This is a genomic window from Rhodopseudomonas sp. BR0G17, assembly GCF_010907025.1.
GTDB lineage: Bacteria > Pseudomonadota > Alphaproteobacteria > Rhizobiales > Xanthobacteraceae > Rhodopseudomonas > Rhodopseudomonas palustris_H.
In genome coordinates this window covers 290795-309988 of sequence record NZ_QUML01000002.1, presented here as the reverse complement: position 1 = coordinate 309988, position 19194 = coordinate 290795, and the positions used below count along the sequence as shown (strand labels likewise).

General features: G+C 65.5%; 19 protein-coding genes and 1 tRNA gene. 6 read left to right on the top strand and 14 right to left on the bottom strand.

What is annotated here, in order from left to right:
* Positions 1-15 precede the first annotated feature (15 nt).
* From def to truA, 3 genes are all read left to right on the top strand, one after another.
* A complete protein-coding gene (def, locus tag DY467_RS03510) occupies positions 16-543 on the top strand; it encodes a peptide deformylase (protein WP_107342818.1) in 528 nt (175 codons plus the stop codon).
* 78 nt (positions 544-621) lie between these two features.
* A complete protein-coding gene (gene fmt, locus DY467_RS03505; protein WP_164634050.1) occupies positions 622-1557 on the top strand; it encodes a methionyl-tRNA formyltransferase in 936 nt (311 codons plus the stop codon).
* Between the two features lie 174 nt (positions 1558-1731).
* Complete coding sequence (gene truA, locus DY467_RS03500; protein ID WP_164634049.1) at positions 1732-2469, top strand: tRNA pseudouridine(38-40) synthase TruA; 738 nt, start codon at positions 1732-1734, stop codon at positions 2467-2469.
* A gap of 146 nt (positions 2470-2615) precedes the next feature.
* Here truA and dapE read toward each other — a convergent pair whose 3' ends face one another.
* Genes dapE through dapD form a run of 3 tightly spaced genes read right to left on the bottom strand, consistent with a single transcriptional unit; the run spans position 2616 to position 5116 of the window.
* Positions 2616-3779 (bottom strand): succinyl-diaminopimelate desuccinylase, encoded by a 1164-nt coding sequence (gene dapE, locus DY467_RS03495; RefSeq protein WP_164634048.1) that lies wholly within the window; start codon positions 3777-3779, stop codon positions 2616-2618.
* The gene (locus DY467_RS03490) at positions 3779-4252 is read right to left on the bottom strand and encodes a DUF805 domain-containing protein (protein ID WP_107354121.1); all 474 of its coding nucleotides are present in this window, start codon (positions 4250-4252) and stop codon (positions 3779-3781) included. Before DY467_RS03490 ends, dapE begins: the two co-directional genes overlap by 1 nt.
* An 18-nt stretch (positions 4253-4270) precedes the next feature.
* Positions 4271-5116 (bottom strand): 2,3,4,5-tetrahydropyridine-2,6-dicarboxylate N-succinyltransferase, encoded by an 846-nt coding sequence (gene dapD / locus DY467_RS03485; RefSeq protein WP_164634047.1) that lies wholly within the window; start codon positions 5114-5116, stop codon positions 4271-4273.
* Between the two features lie 159 nt (positions 5117-5275).
* Between dapD and DY467_RS03480 the strand changes: the two genes are divergently transcribed.
* Entirely contained in the window at positions 5276-5575 is a 300-nt protein-coding gene (locus tag DY467_RS03480; protein WP_164634046.1) for a GIY-YIG nuclease family protein, read from the top strand.
* A gap of 213 nt (positions 5576-5788) precedes the next feature.
* Here the strand turns inward: DY467_RS03480 and DY467_RS03475 are convergent, their stop codons facing one another.
* The 8 genes from DY467_RS03475 to rpmH form a co-directional block, all read right to left on the bottom strand.
* The gene (locus DY467_RS03475; protein ID WP_164634045.1) at positions 5789-6487 is read right to left on the bottom strand and encodes a pyrimidine 5'-nucleotidase; all 699 of its coding nucleotides are present in this window, start codon (positions 6485-6487) and stop codon (positions 5789-5791) included.
* Positions 6484-7485 carry a DUF1036 domain-containing protein gene (locus tag DY467_RS03470; RefSeq protein WP_246701443.1) on the bottom strand — a complete coding sequence of 334 codons (1002 nt, stop codon included), beginning with the start codon at positions 7483-7485 and terminating at the stop codon, positions 6484-6486. The genes DY467_RS03475 and DY467_RS03470 overlap by 4 nt, the downstream gene beginning before the upstream one ends.
* Before the next feature lie 155 nt (positions 7486-7640).
* Entirely contained in the window at positions 7641-8537 is an 897-nt protein-coding gene (gene argB, locus DY467_RS03465; protein WP_107342826.1) for an acetylglutamate kinase, read from the bottom strand.
* Between the two features lie 125 nt (positions 8538-8662).
* Positions 8663-9031, bottom strand: coding sequence for a DUF423 domain-containing protein (locus tag DY467_RS03460; RefSeq protein ID WP_107354125.1), 369 nt, complete (start codon positions 9029-9031; stop codon positions 8663-8665).
* The gene (gene yihA / locus DY467_RS03455) at positions 9031-9681 is read right to left on the bottom strand and encodes a ribosome biogenesis GTP-binding protein YihA/YsxC (RefSeq protein ID WP_107342828.1); all 651 of its coding nucleotides are present in this window, start codon (positions 9679-9681) and stop codon (positions 9031-9033) included. The genes DY467_RS03460 and yihA overlap by 1 nt, the downstream gene beginning before the upstream one ends.
* Positions 9682-9763: 82 nt before the next feature.
* Positions 9764-11629 carry a membrane protein insertase YidC gene (yidC, locus tag DY467_RS03450; protein ID WP_164634043.1) on the bottom strand — a complete coding sequence of 622 codons (1866 nt, stop codon included), beginning with the start codon at positions 11627-11629 and terminating at the stop codon, positions 9764-9766.
* 16 nt (positions 11630-11645) lie between these two features.
* Positions 11646-11987 (bottom strand): ribonuclease P protein component, encoded by a 342-nt coding sequence (rnpA, locus tag DY467_RS03445; protein WP_011156201.1) that lies wholly within the window; start codon positions 11985-11987, stop codon positions 11646-11648.
* A gap of 23 nt (positions 11988-12010) precedes the next feature.
* Positions 12011-12145: a 50S ribosomal protein L34 gene (gene rpmH / locus DY467_RS03440; RefSeq protein WP_006609582.1), complete on the bottom strand. Its 135-nt coding sequence runs from the start codon at positions 12143-12145 to the stop codon at positions 12011-12013.
* 329 nt (positions 12146-12474) lie between these two features.
* Here rpmH and DY467_RS03435 point away from each other — a divergent pair, with 329 nt between their 5' ends.
* Together DY467_RS03435 and DY467_RS03430 are read left to right on the top strand one after the other, a co-directional pair.
* Positions 12475-13953, top strand: coding sequence for an ATP-binding protein (locus DY467_RS03435; RefSeq protein WP_164571401.1), 1479 nt, complete (start codon positions 12475-12477; stop codon positions 13951-13953).
* Between the two features lie 249 nt (positions 13954-14202).
* Positions 14203-14279: transfer RNA gene (locus DY467_RS03430), tRNA-Arg, on the top strand.
* 130 nt (positions 14280-14409) lie between these two features.
* Here the strand turns inward: DY467_RS03430 and DY467_RS03425 are convergent.
* The 3 genes from DY467_RS03425 to DY467_RS03415 all read right to left on the bottom strand — a co-directional run bounded on the left by DY467_RS03425 (position 14410) and on the right by DY467_RS03415 (position 18594).
* Positions 14410-14919, bottom strand: coding sequence for a hypothetical protein (locus tag DY467_RS03425; RefSeq protein WP_164634042.1), 510 nt, complete (start codon positions 14917-14919; stop codon positions 14410-14412).
* 26 nt (positions 14920-14945) lie between these two features.
* Complete coding sequence (locus DY467_RS03420) at positions 14946-16274, bottom strand: hypothetical protein (RefSeq protein ID WP_164634041.1); 1329 nt, start codon at positions 16272-16274, stop codon at positions 14946-14948.
* Positions 16275-16350: 76 nt separating this feature from the next.
* Positions 16351-18594, bottom strand: coding sequence for a hypothetical protein (locus tag DY467_RS03415; RefSeq protein WP_246701442.1), 2244 nt, complete (start codon positions 18592-18594; stop codon positions 16351-16353).
* Positions 18595-19194 lie beyond the last annotated feature (600 nt).

Below are 19194 nucleotides of genomic sequence, written 5' to 3'. Positions count from 1 at the left end.
GCTTAAATCGCCGCCATGGCCCTACGCGAAATCATCATTCTGCCCGACAAACGGCTGCGCGAGATCTCCAAGCCCGTCACCGAGGTGACGACCGAGATCCGCAAGCTCGCCGACGACATGTTCGAGAGCATGTACGAGGCCCCCGGAATCGGGCTGGCGGCGATCCAGATCGCCGAGCCGGTGCGGCTGATCACGATGGATATCGTCCGCAAGGAAGGCGACGGCAAAAGCGATCCGCGCGCCTTCATCAATCCGGAGATCATCGGCGCCTCGTCGGACATGAACGTCTACGAGGAGGGCTGCCTGTCGATCCCGGAATACTACGCCGAGGTCGAACGGCCGAAGACGGTCCGGATCCGCTACACCGACCTCGACGGTAACGTGAAGGAAGAGGACGCCGACGGTCTGTTCGCGACCTGCATCCAGCACGAGATCGACCATCTCAACGGTGTGCTGTTCGTCGATCACCTGTCGAAGCTGAAGCGAGCGATGGTGATCCGCAAGTTCGAGAAGGCTGCCAAGCGCGGCATCAAATACGTCTGAGCGCTCGCGCAGGTGATCGGCCGGCGCGTGCAGACGCTCGGCCCTCCGTCGCCCAGACCTGTCCGGGACTCTGACGCTATGCCGCTTCGCCTCGTCTTCATGGGAACGCCCGAGTTCGCGGTACCGACGCTGCTGGCGCTGGCGGCCCATGGCCACGACATCGCTGCGGTTTATACGCGCGAGCCGAAGCCGGCCGGTCGGGGCATGAAGCTGCAGGAGACGCCGGTGGCGCTCGCCGCGCATCGGCTGCAGGCGCCCGTGCTGACGCCCAAGACGCTGCGCACCGATGAGGCGCTGGCGAACTTCCGCGCCCACGAGGCGGATGCGGCCGTCGTCGTCGCTTATGGCATGATCCTGCCTCAGGCGATTCTCGATGCGCCCGAGCTCGGTTGCTACAACTTGCACGGTTCGCTGCTGCCGCGCTGGCGCGGCGCCGCACCGCTCAATCGTGCCATCATGGCCGGCGACGCCGAGACCGGCGTGATGGTGATGAAAATGGACGCCGGGCTAGACACCGGCGATGTCGCGATGGCCGAGCGGATCGCCATTACCGACGCCATGACGGTCACCGACGTGCACGATCAGCTCGCCCGGCTCGGTGCCGATCTGATGGTGCGGGCGATCGCGGCGCTGGAGCGCGGCGGGCTGCAACTCACCAAACAAGGCGAAGACGGCGTCACTTACGCGGCCAAGATCGACAAAGCCGAAGCCAAGATCGACTTCGCCAAGTCGGCGCGCGCGGTGCTGCGCCACATCCACGGCCTGTCGCCGTTTCCGGGTGCGTGGTGCGAATTGCCGATCGAAGGTCAGCCGGTTCGGATCAAGGTGCTACGCTGCGCGCTCGCCGAGGGGCGTGGCACGCCGGGCGAAGTGATCGGCGATGATCTCACGATTGCTTGCGCTGACGGCGCGATCCGAGTGTCGCAGCTGCAGCGCGCCGGCAAGCAGCCGATGACCGCTGAAGAATTTCTGCGCGGCACGCCGATCGCGAAGGGTGTGCGGGTGGTTGGCTGAGGCGGAGCCTGAGCGCCACCCCACCTTCGGCCGTCACCACCCGCGAAAGCGGATGGCCCAGTATCCTAGAGCATTCGCGATCTGTTACTGACGCTCTGCAATACTGGGTCGCCCGGTCAAGCCGGGCGATGACGACAGAATTCGGGGCCACGCCGCGCCCAAAAGATGAGTCGCATGCCCCGCTACAAACTCACCATCGAATATGACGGCGCGCCGTTTTGTGGCTGGCAGTTGCAGCCGGCGCTGCCGTCGGTGCAGGGCGCGCTGGAAACCGCGGCACTGGCGACCTGCGGCGAGGCCGTGCGGGTGCATGGCGCTGGTCGTACCGATGCCGGTGTCCATGCGCTGGGGCAAGTCGCGCATGTCGATATTCCGAAGCCGTTCCGAGCCGACAAGCTCCGCGACGCGCTGAACGCCCATCTGCGTCCCAACCCGGTTGCTGTGCTGGCGGCCGAAATTGTGCCGGACACATTCGAAGCGCGGTTCTCGGCCGTGCGGCGGCACTATCGCTATCGCATCGCCAACCGCCGCTCCAACCTGGCGCTCGACATCGGCAAACTGTGGCGAGTGCCGAAGCCGCTCGATACCGATGCGATGCACCGCGCCGCGCAGGTGCTGATCGGCAAGCACGACTTCACCACCTTCCGCGACACCGAGTGTCAGGCGGCGTCGCCCGAGAAGACGCTCGACGTGCTCGACGTGATCCGCAATGGCGATGCGGTCGATATCGTTACCAATGCCCGCTCCTACCTGCACAGCCAGGTCCGCTCGATGGTCGGTTCGCTGGTCTGGGTCGGCGAAGGCCGCTGGACCGCAGACGACCTCGCCGCGGCGCTCGCTGCGCGGAAGCGTGCTGCCTGCGGCCCGGTTGCGCCGCCGGAGGGGTTGTATCTGATGCAGGTGGATTACTAAGCCACATGGTCGTCATTCCGGGGCGCGCGTGAAAAGCGCGAACCCGGAATCCCGATGTTGTTGCGAACGTAACGGTGCCCTGAATCTCGGGATTCCGGGTTCGCGAGCTGTGCTCGCGCCCCGGAATGACAAAAGAGAGGTCGTTGTTACTTGAAATATCTCTCCAGCACGCCGCGGTAGATGGCGGTCAGCTTGTCGAGGTCGCTGACCGGCGTGCGTTCGTCGATCTGGTGCATGGTCTGGCCGACCAGCCCGAATTCGACCACCGGGCAGTATTTGGCGATGAAGCGCGCGTCGGAGGTGCCGCCGCCGGTGTTGAGATCGGGCGTGCGGCCGGTCACTTCGGCGATCGCGGCGCCGACCAGATCGGTGAAGGCGCCGGGCTTGGTGACGAACACGTCGGCATTCGACGGCAGCCACTCGATCCGGGCGCGGATGCGATTGCCGCACGCGACCGCCAGCCGCTGTTCGACCAGCGCCTTCAGCGTCTCCTGGGTGTGGTGATCGTTGAAGCGGATGTTGAACTTGGCGCGCGCCTGTGCCGGGATCACGTTAGTGGCGGTGTTCCCGACATCGACAGAGGTGAATTCCAGGTTCGATGGCTGGAATTGCGCCGAGCCAGCATCGAGCGGCTCGTCGTTCAGCGCGGTAATCAGCCTGGCGATATCCGGCACCGGATTGGCGGCGCGATGCGGATAGGCGACGTGGCCCTGGACGCCATCGACGATCAGCACGCCGGATTGCGAGCCGCGCCGGCCGATCTTGATGGTATCGCCGATCGCCTCGACATTGCTCGGCTCGCCGACGATGCAGTGATCGAATCGCTCGCCGCGCTCGGCGGCCCATTGCAGCAGCTTGACGGTGCCGTTGACGGCGACGTCTTCCTCGTCGCCGGTGATCAGGAACGAGATCGAGCCCTTTGGCTTGCCGCCGGTCGCCGCCAGATAGTCCAGCGTCGCCGCCACCGCGCAGGCGATGCCGCCCTTCATGTCGACCGCACCGCGGCCGTACAGCAGACCGTCCGCAACGTCGCCGGTGAATGCGCCGTGAGTCCAGGCGCTGGCTTCACCTGGCGGCACCACATCGGTGTGGCCGGCAAAGCAAAGATGCGGCGCGCCGTCGCCGATCCGCGCATACAGATTGTCGATGTCGGCGGTGCCCGGCTCCGAGAAGGTGACGCGATGCACGGCGAAGCCTGCGCCCTTGAGCAGCGTCTCCAAAACATCGAGTGCGCCGGCGTCCGCCGGAGTTACCGAGGGGCAGCGCAGCAGGTTCTGGGCGATCGAAAGCGCAGTCGGAGTCGAGGTCATCAGGTCAGCGTGCCTTGCGGCTCCAGAGGATCGGGGCCGTATTGGTTAGGACCGCGGGTGCCGCGCAGGCAGCCGAGTTCGACGAAGCCCCAGATCGCGATGCCGAGCCCGATCAGTGCCAGCACCAGGCTGACGGGGCTGTCTTCCATGGTCTGGTTGGAGCCGCCAAGCAGGCTCGGGCCGAACCAGAACAGCAGGATCCACCAGCCGCTCTTGTCGCGGTCGTGCAGCCGTTTGATGCCGGTGGCCAGGCCCGACCAAGTGCCGGCAAGGCCGAGCGCGATCGCGATCAACCAGATCAGGAGCGCACCGCCAGCGAAGCGGAACAGCTGCTCGGGATCGACGCCGCCGAGCCAGGCGATGGCCAGCACGGTGAACACCATCCAGGCGGCGACGTAGATCAGTCCGACCAGCCAGTATTTGGCGCGATTGATCCGACCTCGAAAGCTGAAGAACAGCGTGGTCCAGTCCATCCGCGCCTCCTACAGGTTTCAGTCCCGCAGCAATTCGTTGATCGAGGTCTTGGAACGGGTGCGCTCGTCGACGCGCTTGACGATCACCGCACAGGCGGTGGCCGGGCCGGGGGCGCCGTTCTTCATCGGCTTGCCGGGCAGGGTACCGGGCACCAGCACGGCATATTCCGGCACTTCGCCGACGAAGATTTCGCCGGTCTCGCGGTCGACGATCTTGGTCGAGGCACCGAGGAAAACCCCCATCGCCAGCACCGCACCCTTGCGCACGATCACGCCCTCGGCGACTTCGGAACGGGCGCCGATAAAGCAGTCGTCCTCGATAATCACCGGGCCGGCCTGCAGCGGCTCGAGCACGCCGCCAATGCCGGCGCCGCCGGAGATGTGCACGCGCTTGCCGATCTGGGCGCAGGAGCCGACCGTCGCCCAGGTGTCGACCATGGTGCTTTCATCGACGTAAGCGCCGAGATTGACGAAGGACGGCATCAGTACCGCGTTCTTGGCGATAAAGGCGGAGCGGCGCACGATCGCCCCCGGCACGGCGCGGAAGCCGGCTTCGCGGAAGCGGTTCTCACCCCAGCCTTCGAACTTCGACGGCACCTTGTCCCACCAGTTTGCACCGCCCGGGCCGCCGGCGATCACGCCCATATCGTTGAGCCGGAACGACAGCAGCACTGCCTTCTTCAGCCACTGATTGACCGTCCAGGTGCCGGAGGCCTCGCGCTGCGCTACCCGCACCTTGCCCTGGTCGAGCAGATCGAGCGCATCCTCGACGGCCTGACGAATCTCGCCCTGCGTTGCCGCGGTAACGGTGTCGCGCGCGTCGAAAGCGGCGTTGATGGTAGATTCCAGGGCGGTGAGCGGCATCGACGGGTCCTTGGGAGGCTGATTTCAGGGAGAGTTTTGCGGAGTGTTGTCCGGATTCGCCGGGTCGGAGTCAAGGCGCCGCCGCGACCCCCAAGCCATCGCCCGGCTTGTCCGGGCGATCTAGTATCCCAGAGCATCGGGCCGTCTGGGAGGTCTCCGATGTTGCGTCAGTTTTACGTCTACATCTTGGCCAGTCGAATCGGCGGGACGATCTACGTCGGCGTCACCAATGACCTCGTTCGTCGCATAGCCGAGCACAAATCCAAAGAGGTCGAGGGTTTCACGCTGCGCTACGGCGTCGATCGGCTGGTGTATTTCGAAGTGTTCGACGATGTCGAGAATGCCATCCGGCGCGAGAAGCGGTTGAAGAAATGGCCGCGCGACTGGAAGGTCAGACTGATCGAACAGCACAATCCGGATTGGAATGATCTGTACCCGGAGATCGCCGGTCCGCCCTGACCGGCGCTCTGGAATACTGGATCGCCCGCCTGCGCGGGCGATGACGGTGGGGGATGTGGCGATGCCACGTCATCTCTCTTCCACGTCGTCGCCCGGCTTGTCCGGGCGATCCAGTATCCCAGGGCATTGGACGGAAGATCGCAAGCGCTCTGCAATACCTGGCCGCCTTGCATCCGGCGGCGATGACGATTGAGGCTGTGGAGGCGCCCCGGCCTACAGCGAACTCAGCTTTCCCAGGAATCCGGTCAAATCATCGGTCACGTGATCGACGTGGGCGGCGTCGCGGCCTTCGAGCTCCCAGTCTTCGCGGACCACGTCCTGGCTATCGTCAGGCACCACCAGCACGGTGGTCATGCCGAGCTGGTGCGGCACGGTGAGGTTGCGGGCGAGGTCTTCGAACATCGCGGCGCGGGCCGGGTCGACACCATGGCGGTCGAGAAAACGGCGGTAGGTCTGCGGCGCCGGCTTCGGCTCGAGGTCGGCCGCAATGATGTCGAACACCGCCTCAAAATGATGGCCGATGCCGAGCCGCTCCAGCACCTTGCCGGCATGGGAGGTCGAGCCGTTAGTCAGGATCAGCTTGCGGCCCGGCAGTCGCTCGATCGCATCGCCCATCGCCGGATTCGGCTGCAGCGGCGAATGGTCGATGGCGTGGACGTAAGCCAGGTAGTCGTCGGCGTGGACGCCGTGCTCGGTCATCATCCCGCGCATCGTGGTGCCGTGGCGCTTGTAGTAATCCTTCTGGATACGGAAGGCCTCTTCCGGCGAAACCTTCAGCCAGTTGGCGACGAAGTCGCGAATCCGCGCATCGACCTGCTGCCATAGGTTGAGGTGATGCGGGTACAGCGTGTTGTCGAGATCGAACACCCAGGTCTCGACGTGATCGAAGCCGCGTTTGCCGAGCTGCATCATGGGGCGGACAACCTCAATGTCTTACCGCTACTCAGATCGACGGCCGCGAAGCCGGTGGCGGCGAGGCCGCGCGCTGCGCAATCGCCTTGCTCGCCGATCTCGAACTTGCTGTCCCGCGTGCACAGCGTCATGCCACCGCCCCAGTTCAGCGCTCGGCCCTTGATGGTGACCGGCCGGCCGCTGCCGTCGACCGCTTCGGCGAAGCTGAACACCCGCTTCGGCTGAGCGCTGAGGTCGGGACGCAGGCATTGGCCGGGCGCGACGCCGTACCAGCCGCGGCTGGTGATGGTCTTGCCGTCGTCTTCGCCGACTGCCGCCATGATCTTGTACTTGGTGTCGTTGCACCAGGTCAGCCCGCTGCCGGACGGCTGCTGCACTGCCTTGATCATCACGTCGAAGAAATCCGGCGCATCGACGATCTCGGGCTTTAGGCCGCGGCTCTTGAGGAAGGCGGACAGCGCGGCCTGTGTCTTCGGGCCGTCGACGCCATCGATCGGCGAGGCGTCGTAGCCGGCGATCACCAGCAGCCGCTGGATCGCGGCGAGCTTGGCCTGTTCGTCGTCGTAGCCGGAGTCTTCCGCCAGATACGCGATCTTGTTGCCGTCCTCGGTGTCGGTCGGCTTGATCTCGGTGAAGGCGGCGAGCGTCTGGCCGCCGCGGCATTGCCGCGCGGCGGCGATGACGAAATTGTCCTCGGCGATGCATAGCCGGTCAGTGCCGTTCTGCGGCAACGGCGACACGCCGTACACCGGCAGCGCGCGGGCATTCAGCATGATGCGGTCGGCATTGAGCGCGCCTTGCACCACGACCCGGCATTGCGCCGGATCGATCCGCAGCCAACCGCGCGACGCAGTGGTGCCGTTGGAATCGACTCCGATCGCCGTCTCGACCACGTAGCTCATGCGGTTGCAGAGCTTGAGGTCGGCGTGTGCGGTCGTGCTACCAATCAAGGCGAAAAAGCCAGCCGCGAAGATCGCCTGCCACCTGCACGACCTCATGGTGAGGAGGCGCGCTCTGCGCGCCGTCTCGAACCATGCGGACCCGCGGCCATCCTTCGAGACGCCCCACGCCGCCCTGCGGGGCGCGTCGGGCTCCTCAGGATGAGGCTCGAACGCGTGGCCGGGCATAACGCCATTAAAGCGCGCGCCCCGCATCACTTGTGGATCAGCGTGCCGGTGCCCTGGTTGGTGAACAGTTCGAGCAGCACCGCGTGCGGGACCTTGCCGTCGAGGATGACGACGCCTTCGACGCCCTGTTCGAGTGCGTAGATGCAGGTCTCGACCTTGGGGATCATGCCGCCCGAGATGGTGCCGTCCGCGATCAGCTTGCGGGCATCCTTGATCGACAGTTCGGGGATCAGCTTCTTGTTCTGGTCGAGCACGCCCGGCACGTCGGTCAGCAGCAGCAGGCGCTTGGCCCGCAGCGCACCGGCAACCGCACCGGCAAAGGTGTCGGCGTTGACGTTGAAGGTCTGGCCCGACGCGGAGGTCGCAAGCGGCGCCAGCACCGGGATCAACTCGTGGCCGATCAGCTGATTGAGCAGGGTCAGGTCGACCTTTTCCGGCTCGCCGACGAAACCGAGGTCGATCACCTCTTCGATCCGCGAATCCGGATCGACCATGGTCCGCGTGGCCTTGGTGGCCGACACCATGTTGCCGTCCTTGCCGCACAAGCCGACGGCCTTGCCGCCCGCCTCGTTGATGTAGCCAACGAGCTGCTTGTTGATCGAGCCGGCCAGCACCATCTCGACGATCTCGATGGTGGCGGCATCGGTGATGCGCAGCCCCGCAGCGAATTCCGACTTGATGCCGAGGCGCTTGAGCATCTGCGCGATCTGCGGGCCGCCGCCATGCACCACCACCGGGTTCACCGCGGTCTGCTCGAGCAGCACGATGTCGCGCGCGAATGCCTTGGCGGTGTCCTCGGCGCCCATGGCGTGACCGCCGTATTTGATGACGATGGTTTCTTCGTCGTAGCGCTGCATGTGCGGCAGCGCTTCGGACAGAATCCGGGCCTGATCGAGCGGGCTGATGACGGGCACGTCGGTCATGAAGCGGTCTTTCGAGCTGAAGGGACGATCTGAACGAAGCTATTCCGGGGCCGTTGCGGCGGGACAGATCGCTAGCACTTCGGCGCGGCCGATCCTAGGGGCGGAATCCGCCGCCCGGGCTCGCGCTAGCGTCGTGGCCACAGCGCGGCGACCGCGAGCAGGAGCCAGCTTCCGATCAACACCGAGCCACCAGTCGGCGCCGCCATCGGAAACAGGCCGTGGCCGGTGAACTGCAGCAGCGTCAGCGCTCCGGCGAACAGCGCGGTGCCGAGCACAAAGCCGAACGTCGCCGCCAGCCCGGCAATCCGGTGGGCGATGCCGCGCTCGACCAGCAGCACGGCCGCCGAAATCGCGCAGGCATGAAACAGCAGCATCGAAGAGGCCGGACCGAGCCGGCTGGCATCCGGCAGATGCGCGCTCGCCGCCGCCAGGGCGACACCGGCAGCGCCGTACAGCCCGGCGATCACGATCGGCAGGCGGAGCAGGGCGTTCATCACCGCCGCTCGTCGAGCAGGCGGATCATCGCCGCCCGCAGCTCCGGCATTCCGGCGCCGGTGCGCGAGGAGGTGGTGAGCACTTCCGGGAACGCCGCAGGGTGCTTCGCCAGCGCCGCGAGGGTTGCGGTCACCCGCTCGGCAAGCTCGGCGGCTTTGACCTGATCGGCCTTGGTCAGCACGATCTGGTAGCTGACCGCGGCCTTATCGAGCGTCTTCAGGATGTCGAGGTCGACGTCCTTCAGCCCGTGGCGGCCGTCGATCAGCACATAGACCCGCGCCAGCGTGGCGCGGCCCTGCAGGAAGTGGTGGATCAGCGAGGTCCAGGACGCGACCTTGGCCTTCGAGGCGGCGGCGTAGCCGTAGCCCGGCATGTCGACCAGCCGCAGCCCGGCATTCGGCGGGCCTTCGAAGAAGATCAGCTCCTGAGTCCGGCCCGGGGTGTGGGAGGTTCGGGCCAGTGCGTTGCGGCCGGTGAGCGCGTTGATCAGGCTCGACTTGCCGACATTGGAGCGGCCCGCGAAGGCGACCTCGACACTGCCCATCGGGGGCAGCGTTTCGATCGACGGCGACGCCCAGATGAAATGCCAGTCGCCGGCAAACATCTTGCGGCCGCGTTCGATCAAGTCGGGATCGATGGCGTCGGTCATGCGGCGAGAGTCCAGGAGCGGCGCAAATGTGCGCCCGGCAGGGTCGTCATTCCGGGGCGGGTGCCCCGGAATGACGTGAAGGTCAGGTCGTCTTCTTTTTCTTGCTGAAGGTCGATCTCAGATTGTCCAAGAGCTCTACCTTCACGCCGTTGCGCTGCATGATGAAGGCCTGCTGCGCCACCGACAGAGTGTTGTTCCAGGCCCAGTAGATCACCAGACCGGCCGGGAAGTGCGCCAGCATGAAGGTGAAGATCACCGGCATCCAGGCGAAGATCATCTGCTGGGTCGGATCCGGCGGCTGCGGGTTCAGCTTCATCTGGAACCACATCGTGAAGCCCATCACCAGCGGCCAGGCGCCGAGCACGGGATAGTGACCGAGCACCGGGATCGCGGTCGGATCGTAGGGGATCAGGCCGAACAGGTTGAAGATGTTGGTCGGATCCGGGGCCGACAGGTCGTGAATCCAGCCGAAGAACGGCGCGTGCCGCATTTCGATGGTGACGAACAGCACCTTGTACAGCGAGAAGAACACCGGGATCTGCAGCAGGATCGGAAGACATCCGGCGACCGGATTGATCTTCTCCTTGCGGTAGATCTCCATCATTTCCTGCTGCTGCTTCACCTTGTCGTCGGGGTGGCGCTCCTTGAGCGCGGCAAGCTGCGGCTGGATCGCCTTCATCTTCGCCATCGAGGCGTAGGACTTGTTGGCGAGCGGCAGGAACAGCAGCTTGACCAGCACCGTCACCAGCAGAATGGCGACGCCGAAATTCCCGACCAGGTGGAAGAAGAAGTCCAGCGCCAGGAACATCGGCTTGGTGATGAAGTAGAACCAGCCCCAGTCGATCAGCAGGTCGAAGTGGTTCAGTCCGAGCTGGCGGTCGTAGCCGCCAAGACCGGCGAACGGGAAGTTGATGCCGACCACCCGCGCTTCTTTGGCGCCGGCGAACAGCCGGGCGTTCGCGGTGACGGTGCCGCCGATCGGAACGGTGCGGGCGTCTTCGAGATAGTCGGTCTGGTAGGTGGTGACGTTGCCGACCTTGTTGGCCGAGAACCGCGCCTGGAGTTGAGCGCTGGTGTCGGGCAGCAGCGCCGAGGCCCAGTACTTGTCGGTGATGCCGAGCCAGCCGTTGGTCGCCTTGAAGCCGACCGACTTGGCTTCGTCGATCTTGCTGTAGCTGTATTCCTGCAGGCCCTGGTCGCCGAGATAGCCGATCAGGCCTTCGTGCAGGATGTAATAGCCTTCGACATGCGGGGTGCCGTGGCGCGAGATCAGCGCGAACGGATACAGCGTCACCGGAGCGCCACCGGTGTTGGTGACGTCGTCCTTGACGGTGAACAGAAAACGGTCGTCGACGGTGATCTGGCGGCGGAAGGTGAGGCCCTCACCGTTGTCCCATTTCAGCGTGATCGGAGTGGCCGGGGTCAGGGCGCCGGTGCCTTCCTGCTCCCACACCGTGTTGTGGTCCGGCAGCTTGACGCTGGCGCCGGCGGCGCCGACCCAGCCGAACTCGGCATAATACGGACGGGCGCTGCCCGACGGCGAGAACAGCTCGATCGGCGGCGACTTCGGATCGACCGTCTCGCGATATTGCGTCAGCGACAGATCATCGATCCGGGCGCCCTTCAGCGCGATCGAACCGGACAGACGGGGCGTTTCGACCTTGATGCGCGGCCCGGCAGCGAGTGCGGCTTCGCGGCTGACGGTCGGGGCGGCGGCCGGCTGCGGGCTGGCCGGAGCGGCGCCCGGCGCACCGGGCGAAGCCGGCGTCGTGCTCGGCTGCGCGGCACCCGGCGTCTGGGTTTCTGCCTGCTGCTTGGCGGCCTGCTGCTGCGCCTGCTGGGCGGCGCGCTGCTTTTCCATCTGCGGGATGTTGAAGAAGTATTGCCAGCCGAGCAGCACGAGGCCCGACAGAACGACGGCGAGGATGGTGTTGCGATTGTCGGACATCGTCGGGTCTCGTCACTCACGCGGGTTTGGGAGAGCGCCGCGCCACCCGCTCGAGCGCGGTGCGCAGATCGCCGAGCATGACGGCAAAGTCGCGGCTCAGCGCCGCACGGCGTCCGACCAGCACATAGTCGCTGTGCGGCAGCAGAAAACCGCGATCCGTCCGCTTCACCAATTCGCGCAGTCTGCGTCGAATTCGATTGCGTTCGGTCGCGGTGCCGATTTTCTTGGTGACGGTAAAGCCAACCCGGATCGGGCCCTGGTCTTCGCGGCGCAGGCTCTGCAGCACGAAGGCAGGTCCGTTGATCCGCAGCCCGCCGGCAACGGCGATGAAATCCGCCCGCTGCCGTAACCGCTCCATCAACAGGTCCCGGGCAAGCCCGATCAGGCGCTCAGACGCTTGCGTCCGCGGGCGCGGCGCGCCGCCAGCACCTTGCGGCCACCGGTGGTGGCGAGACGGGCACGAAAGCCGTGACGGCGCTTGCGCACCAGTTTGCTGGGTTGATAAGTCCGCTTCACGGGTCGTTCTCCGTCGCCGGGTCAGTTATTCATAAGTGGTGGGTAAGCCCGAAGATGTCGGCTCACGAATGAGCCGGATGCAGCCCAATAATGAACCGCCCCGGGCAGAGCCGGGCCATCGCGGACAGTTGGCGCGGCTTATACGGGAGCGTCCTGTTCTCGTCAATTGCACCCCGCACTGCTTTGGACGTGTCGAAACCGCGCGCTCATCTTCACGAATGAGGAAACGGTAATTTGACCTGCTTCTGGCAAAGGAGCATCTTGACATTAAATATTGTCACGATTCCGGCCCGACAGGGCGGTGAGGAGCGGGCCGAGGGCGACAATCGGTGCAGGCAGCGGACAAACAGCCGGAGACGCACGCGTGGCGGCGCGGCCTGGAGCCTAAAATTGGGCTGTCCGGCAAGCTGCTGCTGTTGACGATTCCGCTGGTTCTGATCGCCGAAATCCTGATCTACGTGCCGTCGATCGCCAACTATCGGCTGAACCGGCTGAACGACCGCCTCGCCGCCGCCAACACCGCGGCGCTGGTGCTGGATGCGTCGCCGTCCGGGCGGGTGCCCGATTCCCTCGCGCAGCAGATTCTCGACTCGATCGAAGCGCGGGCGGTGGCGATCAAGATGGGCCAGCAGCGCCGACTGCTCGCCAGCTCGAACCTGCCGACCAAGATCGACCACGTCGTCGACATGCGCAACGTCACGCCGTGGGGCGCGATCCTGGATTCCTTCGTGGTGATGCTGGAAAGCGGAAACCCGACGATCCGCGTGGTCGGCCCGGCCGAGGGCAATGCCGAATTCATCGAAGTGGTGATCGACGCCGCGCCGCTGCGCAACGCGATGTACCGGTTCTCCAGCAATCTGCTGCTGGTGTCGCTGACCATCACCAGCCTGACCACGGCGCTGATCTATCTGGCGCTGCATTTCCTGTTCGTGCGGCCGATGCGGCGCCTGACCGCCAACATGGTCAATTTCCGCCGCGATCCGGAAAGCCCGGCCTCGATCGTGGTGCCCGGCCCGCGCGGCGACGAAATCGGTCTTGCTGAGCGCGAGTTATCGGACATGCAGCGCGACCTGGTGTCGATGCTGCATCAGAAGAGTCGTCTCGCTGCGCTCGGCTTGGCGGTGTCGAAGATCAACCACGATCTGCGCAACCTGCTGGCGTCGTCGCAGCTCCTGTCCGATCAGCTCTCCAGCGTGCCTGACCCGCGGGTGCAGCGGTTTGCGCCGAAACTGGTGCGCTCGCTGGAGCGTGCGATCGCGTTCTGCCAGTCGACGCTGTCGTACGGCCGCGCCCAGGAAGCGGCGCCGGACCGCCGCAGCATCCTGATCGAGCCGCTGGTCAACGACGTCCGCGAAACCGCGGGCCTCGCCGACGATGCGTCGGTCACCTGGGTCAGCGCGATCGAGCGCGGCCTGACCATCGATGCCGACCCGGACCAGCTGTTCCGCGTGCTGCTCAATCTGGTGCGCAACGCCGCCCAGGCGCTGGAAGGCCAGCCGCGCAACGACGCCAACCTGCAGCAGATCCGCATCACCGGCCGCCGGGAAGGCTCGGTGACGGTGCTCGAAGTGTCGGATACCGGCCCCGGTGTGCCGCAGAAGGCGCGCGATCACCTGTTCGAGGCGTTCCACGGCTCGGTTCGCGCCGGCGGTTCGGGCCTCGGCCTCGCCATCGCGGCCGAGCTGGTGCGGGCCCATGGCGGCGAGATCAAGCTGGTGGAAGGCACGATCGGCGCCACCTTCCGGATCTCGATCCCCGACCGCCCGGTCGATCTGCACAGCCTGCGCAGCGAACGCGCACGCGCCTAACTTCTTGCAGCTAAAGATTTTTCGAAGCCGGTCGCCGGCCGCACGGGCGCGCGTCGACATGGTTACAGGCGGGCTGTGCCACCGAGAATCCCCAGGACGGCCGCAGCGTCGTCAATCCGTAAGAAAAGAGCAGCCGGGGCGCTTGCCAATCCGAACCGGAGCCGCTAGCTATGGCGGCCTTCGCAGCGCTTCGCCGCTGCGGAACGCCAGCGGCTCCAGGCCTTAACGCCCAGCGAGCCCGCGGCAGACGCGCCCGTAGCTCAGCTGGATAGAGCACCAGACTACGAATCTGGGGGTCAGAGGTTCGAATCCTTTCGGGCGCGCCATTTCGAATTTTTCCGAACTCGATATTCGTTCAGGCGGCGACACGCAGTGCAATCGCGCTCGCGCGGTCCAGCGCAGCGCGGGTCGTGCCGGCCTAGCGCGCCGAGCTGCGTCCGAACGTCAGGATAGGTCTCAGTTGAGACGGGTGCTGAGCGGTTCGGCGGGCATGCTTTCGCAAGCGATGGCGTGCGATAGGCGCCAGAACATCCGGGCGAGGCGGGTGAAGGCAATCAGATCGCGCTGTGGGGCCTCGATGTTCGCCGGCAGCGTGACGGTCTCGATGTCGAGGATCTGATCGAACGGCGCGGCGTCGCCGATCGATTGCGCGATCACCGAAACGCACGGGCCGTCATCTTTCGCTTCCTGGGCGGTGGTCGGCGCCAGCCCCGGGTATTGCAGCGGCGCGTAGTAAAACTGATAGGCGCCGTGGCCGATCTGCTTCACCACATCGCTCTGCAGCGTCAGCGGGCCGCCGAAACAGATCAGTCGCGACTCCTGCAATTCCTCCGGTTCGAGCTGCTCCAGATCGCAGAGTTCGAGATCATCACTGACGGTCAGTCCGGGATTGTGCTCGCGCAGCAGCGCGGCGAGCGCCGGCCGGTGTTCGGCATTGGCGGCGAACAGGATCAGGTTTTTCAGCATGACGAGCTCCTGGAGGTGAAGGCGACCTAGCGACCGCGGGCGATCAGGGAAGCGGGACCGGCGTCTTGCCGATCGAGCTTGGCGAAGAAGTCGTGCGGGATCGGCTGGCCGGGCACGATCTCCGCGACGCGCAGCCGCGCCGACGTTGCCGCTTCACGTGCGAAGTCGACCTCATCCCGCCAGGCGCACAGCATCAGTTCGAGCCGACCGAATCCGCCATTGTCGGCTGCGAAGGCGCTCGTCGTGGTCTCGACCGTCGTGGCCACCACCCGGCTGTCCGCGGCCGCGATGTCCCGCAGGATCACCGCAACGCCGTCGCCGGAGGCTTGATGTGACGTCATCACCACCAGTGCGTCACGTCCGCCGGTGCGGCCGGCGCGGCGTGCGGTACGCACCAGCGATGCGAAGCCGGGATCGGGGCCGAGATCGGCCGAGGTGCCGGGCAGGTCGTGAACGATCGTCGCAGAGGGCTGCGCCGGATCGCCGTGCAGCGTGTGATAGCTGCGCGGCAGCCACACCGTGTCGAGCGCGCTGCGCGACAGCGCGAGGCTCCAAGCCTGGTCGAGCAGATAGCCGTCCCAGATGGTGGGGTGGGCTTTTGCCAGTCGCTGCCAGCCGAGTAGCAGCGCTTTCGCGGCCTCTGAACGTCCGAAATACAAGGTCCGGGCCGAGAGCTCCCAGCGATTCCATCGGTGCAGGGCAACGTCGCATTCGAGCTGCGCCGGCAGGAGCGGCGGCGCCTGTAACAACGCGCCGGCCTCGATATAGAGCAGCGGTTCGGGAAACTGCTCCCAGGCCTGCAGGATGAATTCGGCCTTCTCGTAAGCGAGCAGACGGTCGTCGCATTCGCTCATCAGCGGGCTGATATGCGCGGCGAGGCCGAGCGACTGAGCGGCCTGCTGCAGCGGCCAGATCAGATCGTCGCAGCCGTGCTGATAGCAGGACACGATCCTAGGCCGGGCTGTCTGGGCCGCATCGGCCGCGAGCGTCTCGGCGTCGCCCGCTCCGCCCCACCACATTTCATGCGGGCCGTCGGCACCGCACGGGCCGACGGTGCCGAACTCAGTCAGTTTGGACTTGAGGAAATCGAAGTCGGGATTTTCCCCGAACGGCAGCACCACCACGCAATCTCGCGGCAGCGCGCTGCAGAACAGCTCGGCGCCGGCGCCGCTCATCGGCTCGGTCACGATCACCAACGCGGCGTCGGGGTCCGGCGCTTCGCCCGGACGTTGCACCTGTGCGGGACCTGCGCGATCCGCCAGCCAGCCCAGCCGTCGCCGCTGCGACGTCCCGAGCCGCAGCCCGGTTGTTTGCAGCAGTTCGGTGAGCTTGGCGGAGGGGGAGGTCGGCATCATGGCGCGCTCGTTGAAGGCATGGTTATGACTTCAACGCAGCAGGTCGCCGGATCAGGCGCGGCCGACGCCGGATCCGCTAACAGCCGAGCGGGGTCACTGCGACGGTGTAGATGGTGATGCCGTTCGCCGGCTCGACGGGGATCAGCAGGCAGCCGTCGTCGTCTGGGGCGAGGTAGTGCCTTCCGTTGCGGGTCAGACCGGCCGCGCTGAGGCGGTTGGCTGCGACCGGTATGAACGCTTCGGCGCGCATCGCCTCGGCGGCGGTGCCGCCGCGCTGGATCATCACCCCGTCGATCAGGCCCTCACGCGCGAGCCGGCCCAGCGGCACGGCGATCATGGCGATCCGCATCGCGCCAGAAAGCGGAATGCGCAGGCGCAGGCCGCCGAAACCGGTCCGCAGCACCGACACCTCCTGCAGCGATCCCGCGCCGTCCGCACCGAACAGACCGATCCGGAGCGATCCGTGAGGCCGGTCGCCGACCATCTCGCCAGGAAGTTGGCCGGCGCCGAACAATGCATACAGATACGCATGCGACTGAGAGTGCGCGGCGAAGCTGCCCGCCATCCACATCGGCGGCGGCGACAGCGCACAGGTTGTCGGCAGGCCCCGCAGCACGATCTGGTCGCCGATCGCGGCGCTGTGGATCATGGGTGCGAGCGTATCGGTGCCGAGATTGACGTCGTGCTGAAATGAGCCGAACAACGCCAGTTCTTCCTCGTCCGGCAGCAGCAGCAGGCGGCCGAGCGTGGTGGCGGTCGCGCGCGCAGCGACGTCAAGATCCCGATAGGGATCGAGCCCAACCTCGCGGGCGACCCCGCGTGCCGTCGACGCGTAGGTCAGCGCGCCCGCTTGAATCTCGGATGTCACCTCGATCTGCGCGGCCGGCCGCGGATCTGGTTCGCGGAGCACATGACCGTTCGCATAGTCGCGTACCGAACCTTCCGCCGAGCAGCAGATCTGCTCGAAGATCGGCGCGTTGCGGATCTGCGTCCGATTGAGATGTGGCGTCAGAACGAGATCGTCGATCAGCCCGGAGACGGTGTCCTCCTCGGCGAGCTCGTCGCACGCATCGCCGAGAGCGAGCAAATAGCAGCCGTGGACGCGCAGCTTCAGACCGGCGAGTTTGAAAACGCGGCTCAGCGCCTTCTGCACACTGGCCGAATAGCCGAGATCGACCAGCAACAGATCGGTGCAATCGTCGAGGCCGGGAATCTGCTGCCGGATGTAATCGAGCAGGCGTCCGCGCAGGCCCGCCGCGAGCGTTTCGATCTCGTGTGGCTCGACCAAGCTTGGAAGAGCGTCGGCCAGCTCGATGCCGGTGGCGATTCCGTCCTCGCAGCGTCCAAAATAGTCCGCCAGCGCCGGCGGCAAGATCTTGAGCATGTCTTGCAGCTTCGCCGCGTCGATCCTTGGGATCTTGCGGATCAATTCGCAGATCGGCCCGATCGTATCGGCCGAGGCAATCAGGCTGACGCGGCGATTGATCTCCAGATAGGCGGCGGGCTCGCCGCGGGTCTGTTGCCACAGGCGGTGCGACAGGAAGCCGTCGCGGCCGAGAAAGCCGATCGCGACACGGCGGCCGTCGGCTGTAAGGTCGGCGCTGCGCGTCGCCACGAATTCGTCGAATGCCGTCAACACCGGCCCGACCACCGTGGCACCGAGATGATGTGCCGCAGATTTCTCGGCACTGCGCGCCGCCACCATCCGCCGCAGCGTGCGTGCGCCGTGGTCGAGCCGCGTGGGCTGTCCTTTGAACATCAGCTGCTGCAGCGCATCTTCGCGCAGCAGCCGCGTTGCGAGCCGCGGCCCGGCTTGGGGATAGTGCCGTGATCGGATGCCGTGCCGCTTCGCGCCGCGGACGTCGGCGTGCTCATTGTCGCCGACATGGCATGCGGAGCTTGCGTCGATACCTTGTTGGCGCAGATAGGTCGCGAATAGGTCTTCTGCCTTGCCGCTACCATGGTCGCAAGACGCGTACAGGAAATCCCACGTCAGCCCCGGACTGCAGGCGCGCAGCAGCCGGCCCAGCCGCTCCGTATTCCAATAGGTGTCGGAGATAAACCCGACGCGATTCCCGGTGCGGCGCCGCGCGCGATATTGCTCGAGCATGTCCGGATTGATTCGGCACAGTTCGAGCTCGGCGCTGAACTCGGCTTCGATCAGGTGGTCGAGATCCTCGCGCTTCAGCCCGAATAGCCGGAAGGGAAAGCGCGCGTAGATCTGGTCGATGCTGATCTCTGTCGCCTGTCCGCGCGAACGCGCGGCCTCGCGGACACGCGACTCGGCCAGGATGCGATGCTGGACGAAATGTTCAGACATGTTCGGACACAGATCCGAAACACGCGACAGCTGATAAGTCCGCTCGAACACACCGGTCGGCGTGGTGCAGGCGCGGATCAGAAATGTATCGAAAACATCGAACGACCAGGCGAAACGATTCTCAACGCGTGGTGTGTGATCGATAGAAACAAAAGACATAAGGCGAAACTCAATTGTTTGCCTTTGTTCAACGGACGCATGGTACAAATCAGGCGCGTCGATACAGAAAGTCGTCGTGCGATCAGTTGATTGCTTTCACCGAGAACTGACAGATTCGAACATGTGTGATCGTCGGATCGATGAGTTGGACATTTCTGCGGGCGGAGATGCCGCCTTCGTCGACAGTTCTTCGGCGAGTTGATCGCCCCAAGGTCGCCCTGCGGCGACTTCGACTTTCTGCGCTTCTCCGTCCTACCACCAGCCCTGCTGTCCTGATGCCGTCGTGGCCGCGCGCGGCCCGTTCCGCGTTGCGCAGAGCGGCTGTTTGCGGCTCGTGGTCGCGACTAGGGCGGCAAATTTTGCCCGGCGGTGGGCAAATTATTCCGTCTAAGTATCTGAAAAAATTGCAAAATCTAGCGCCTGATCTGGAGCGGTGGCGCG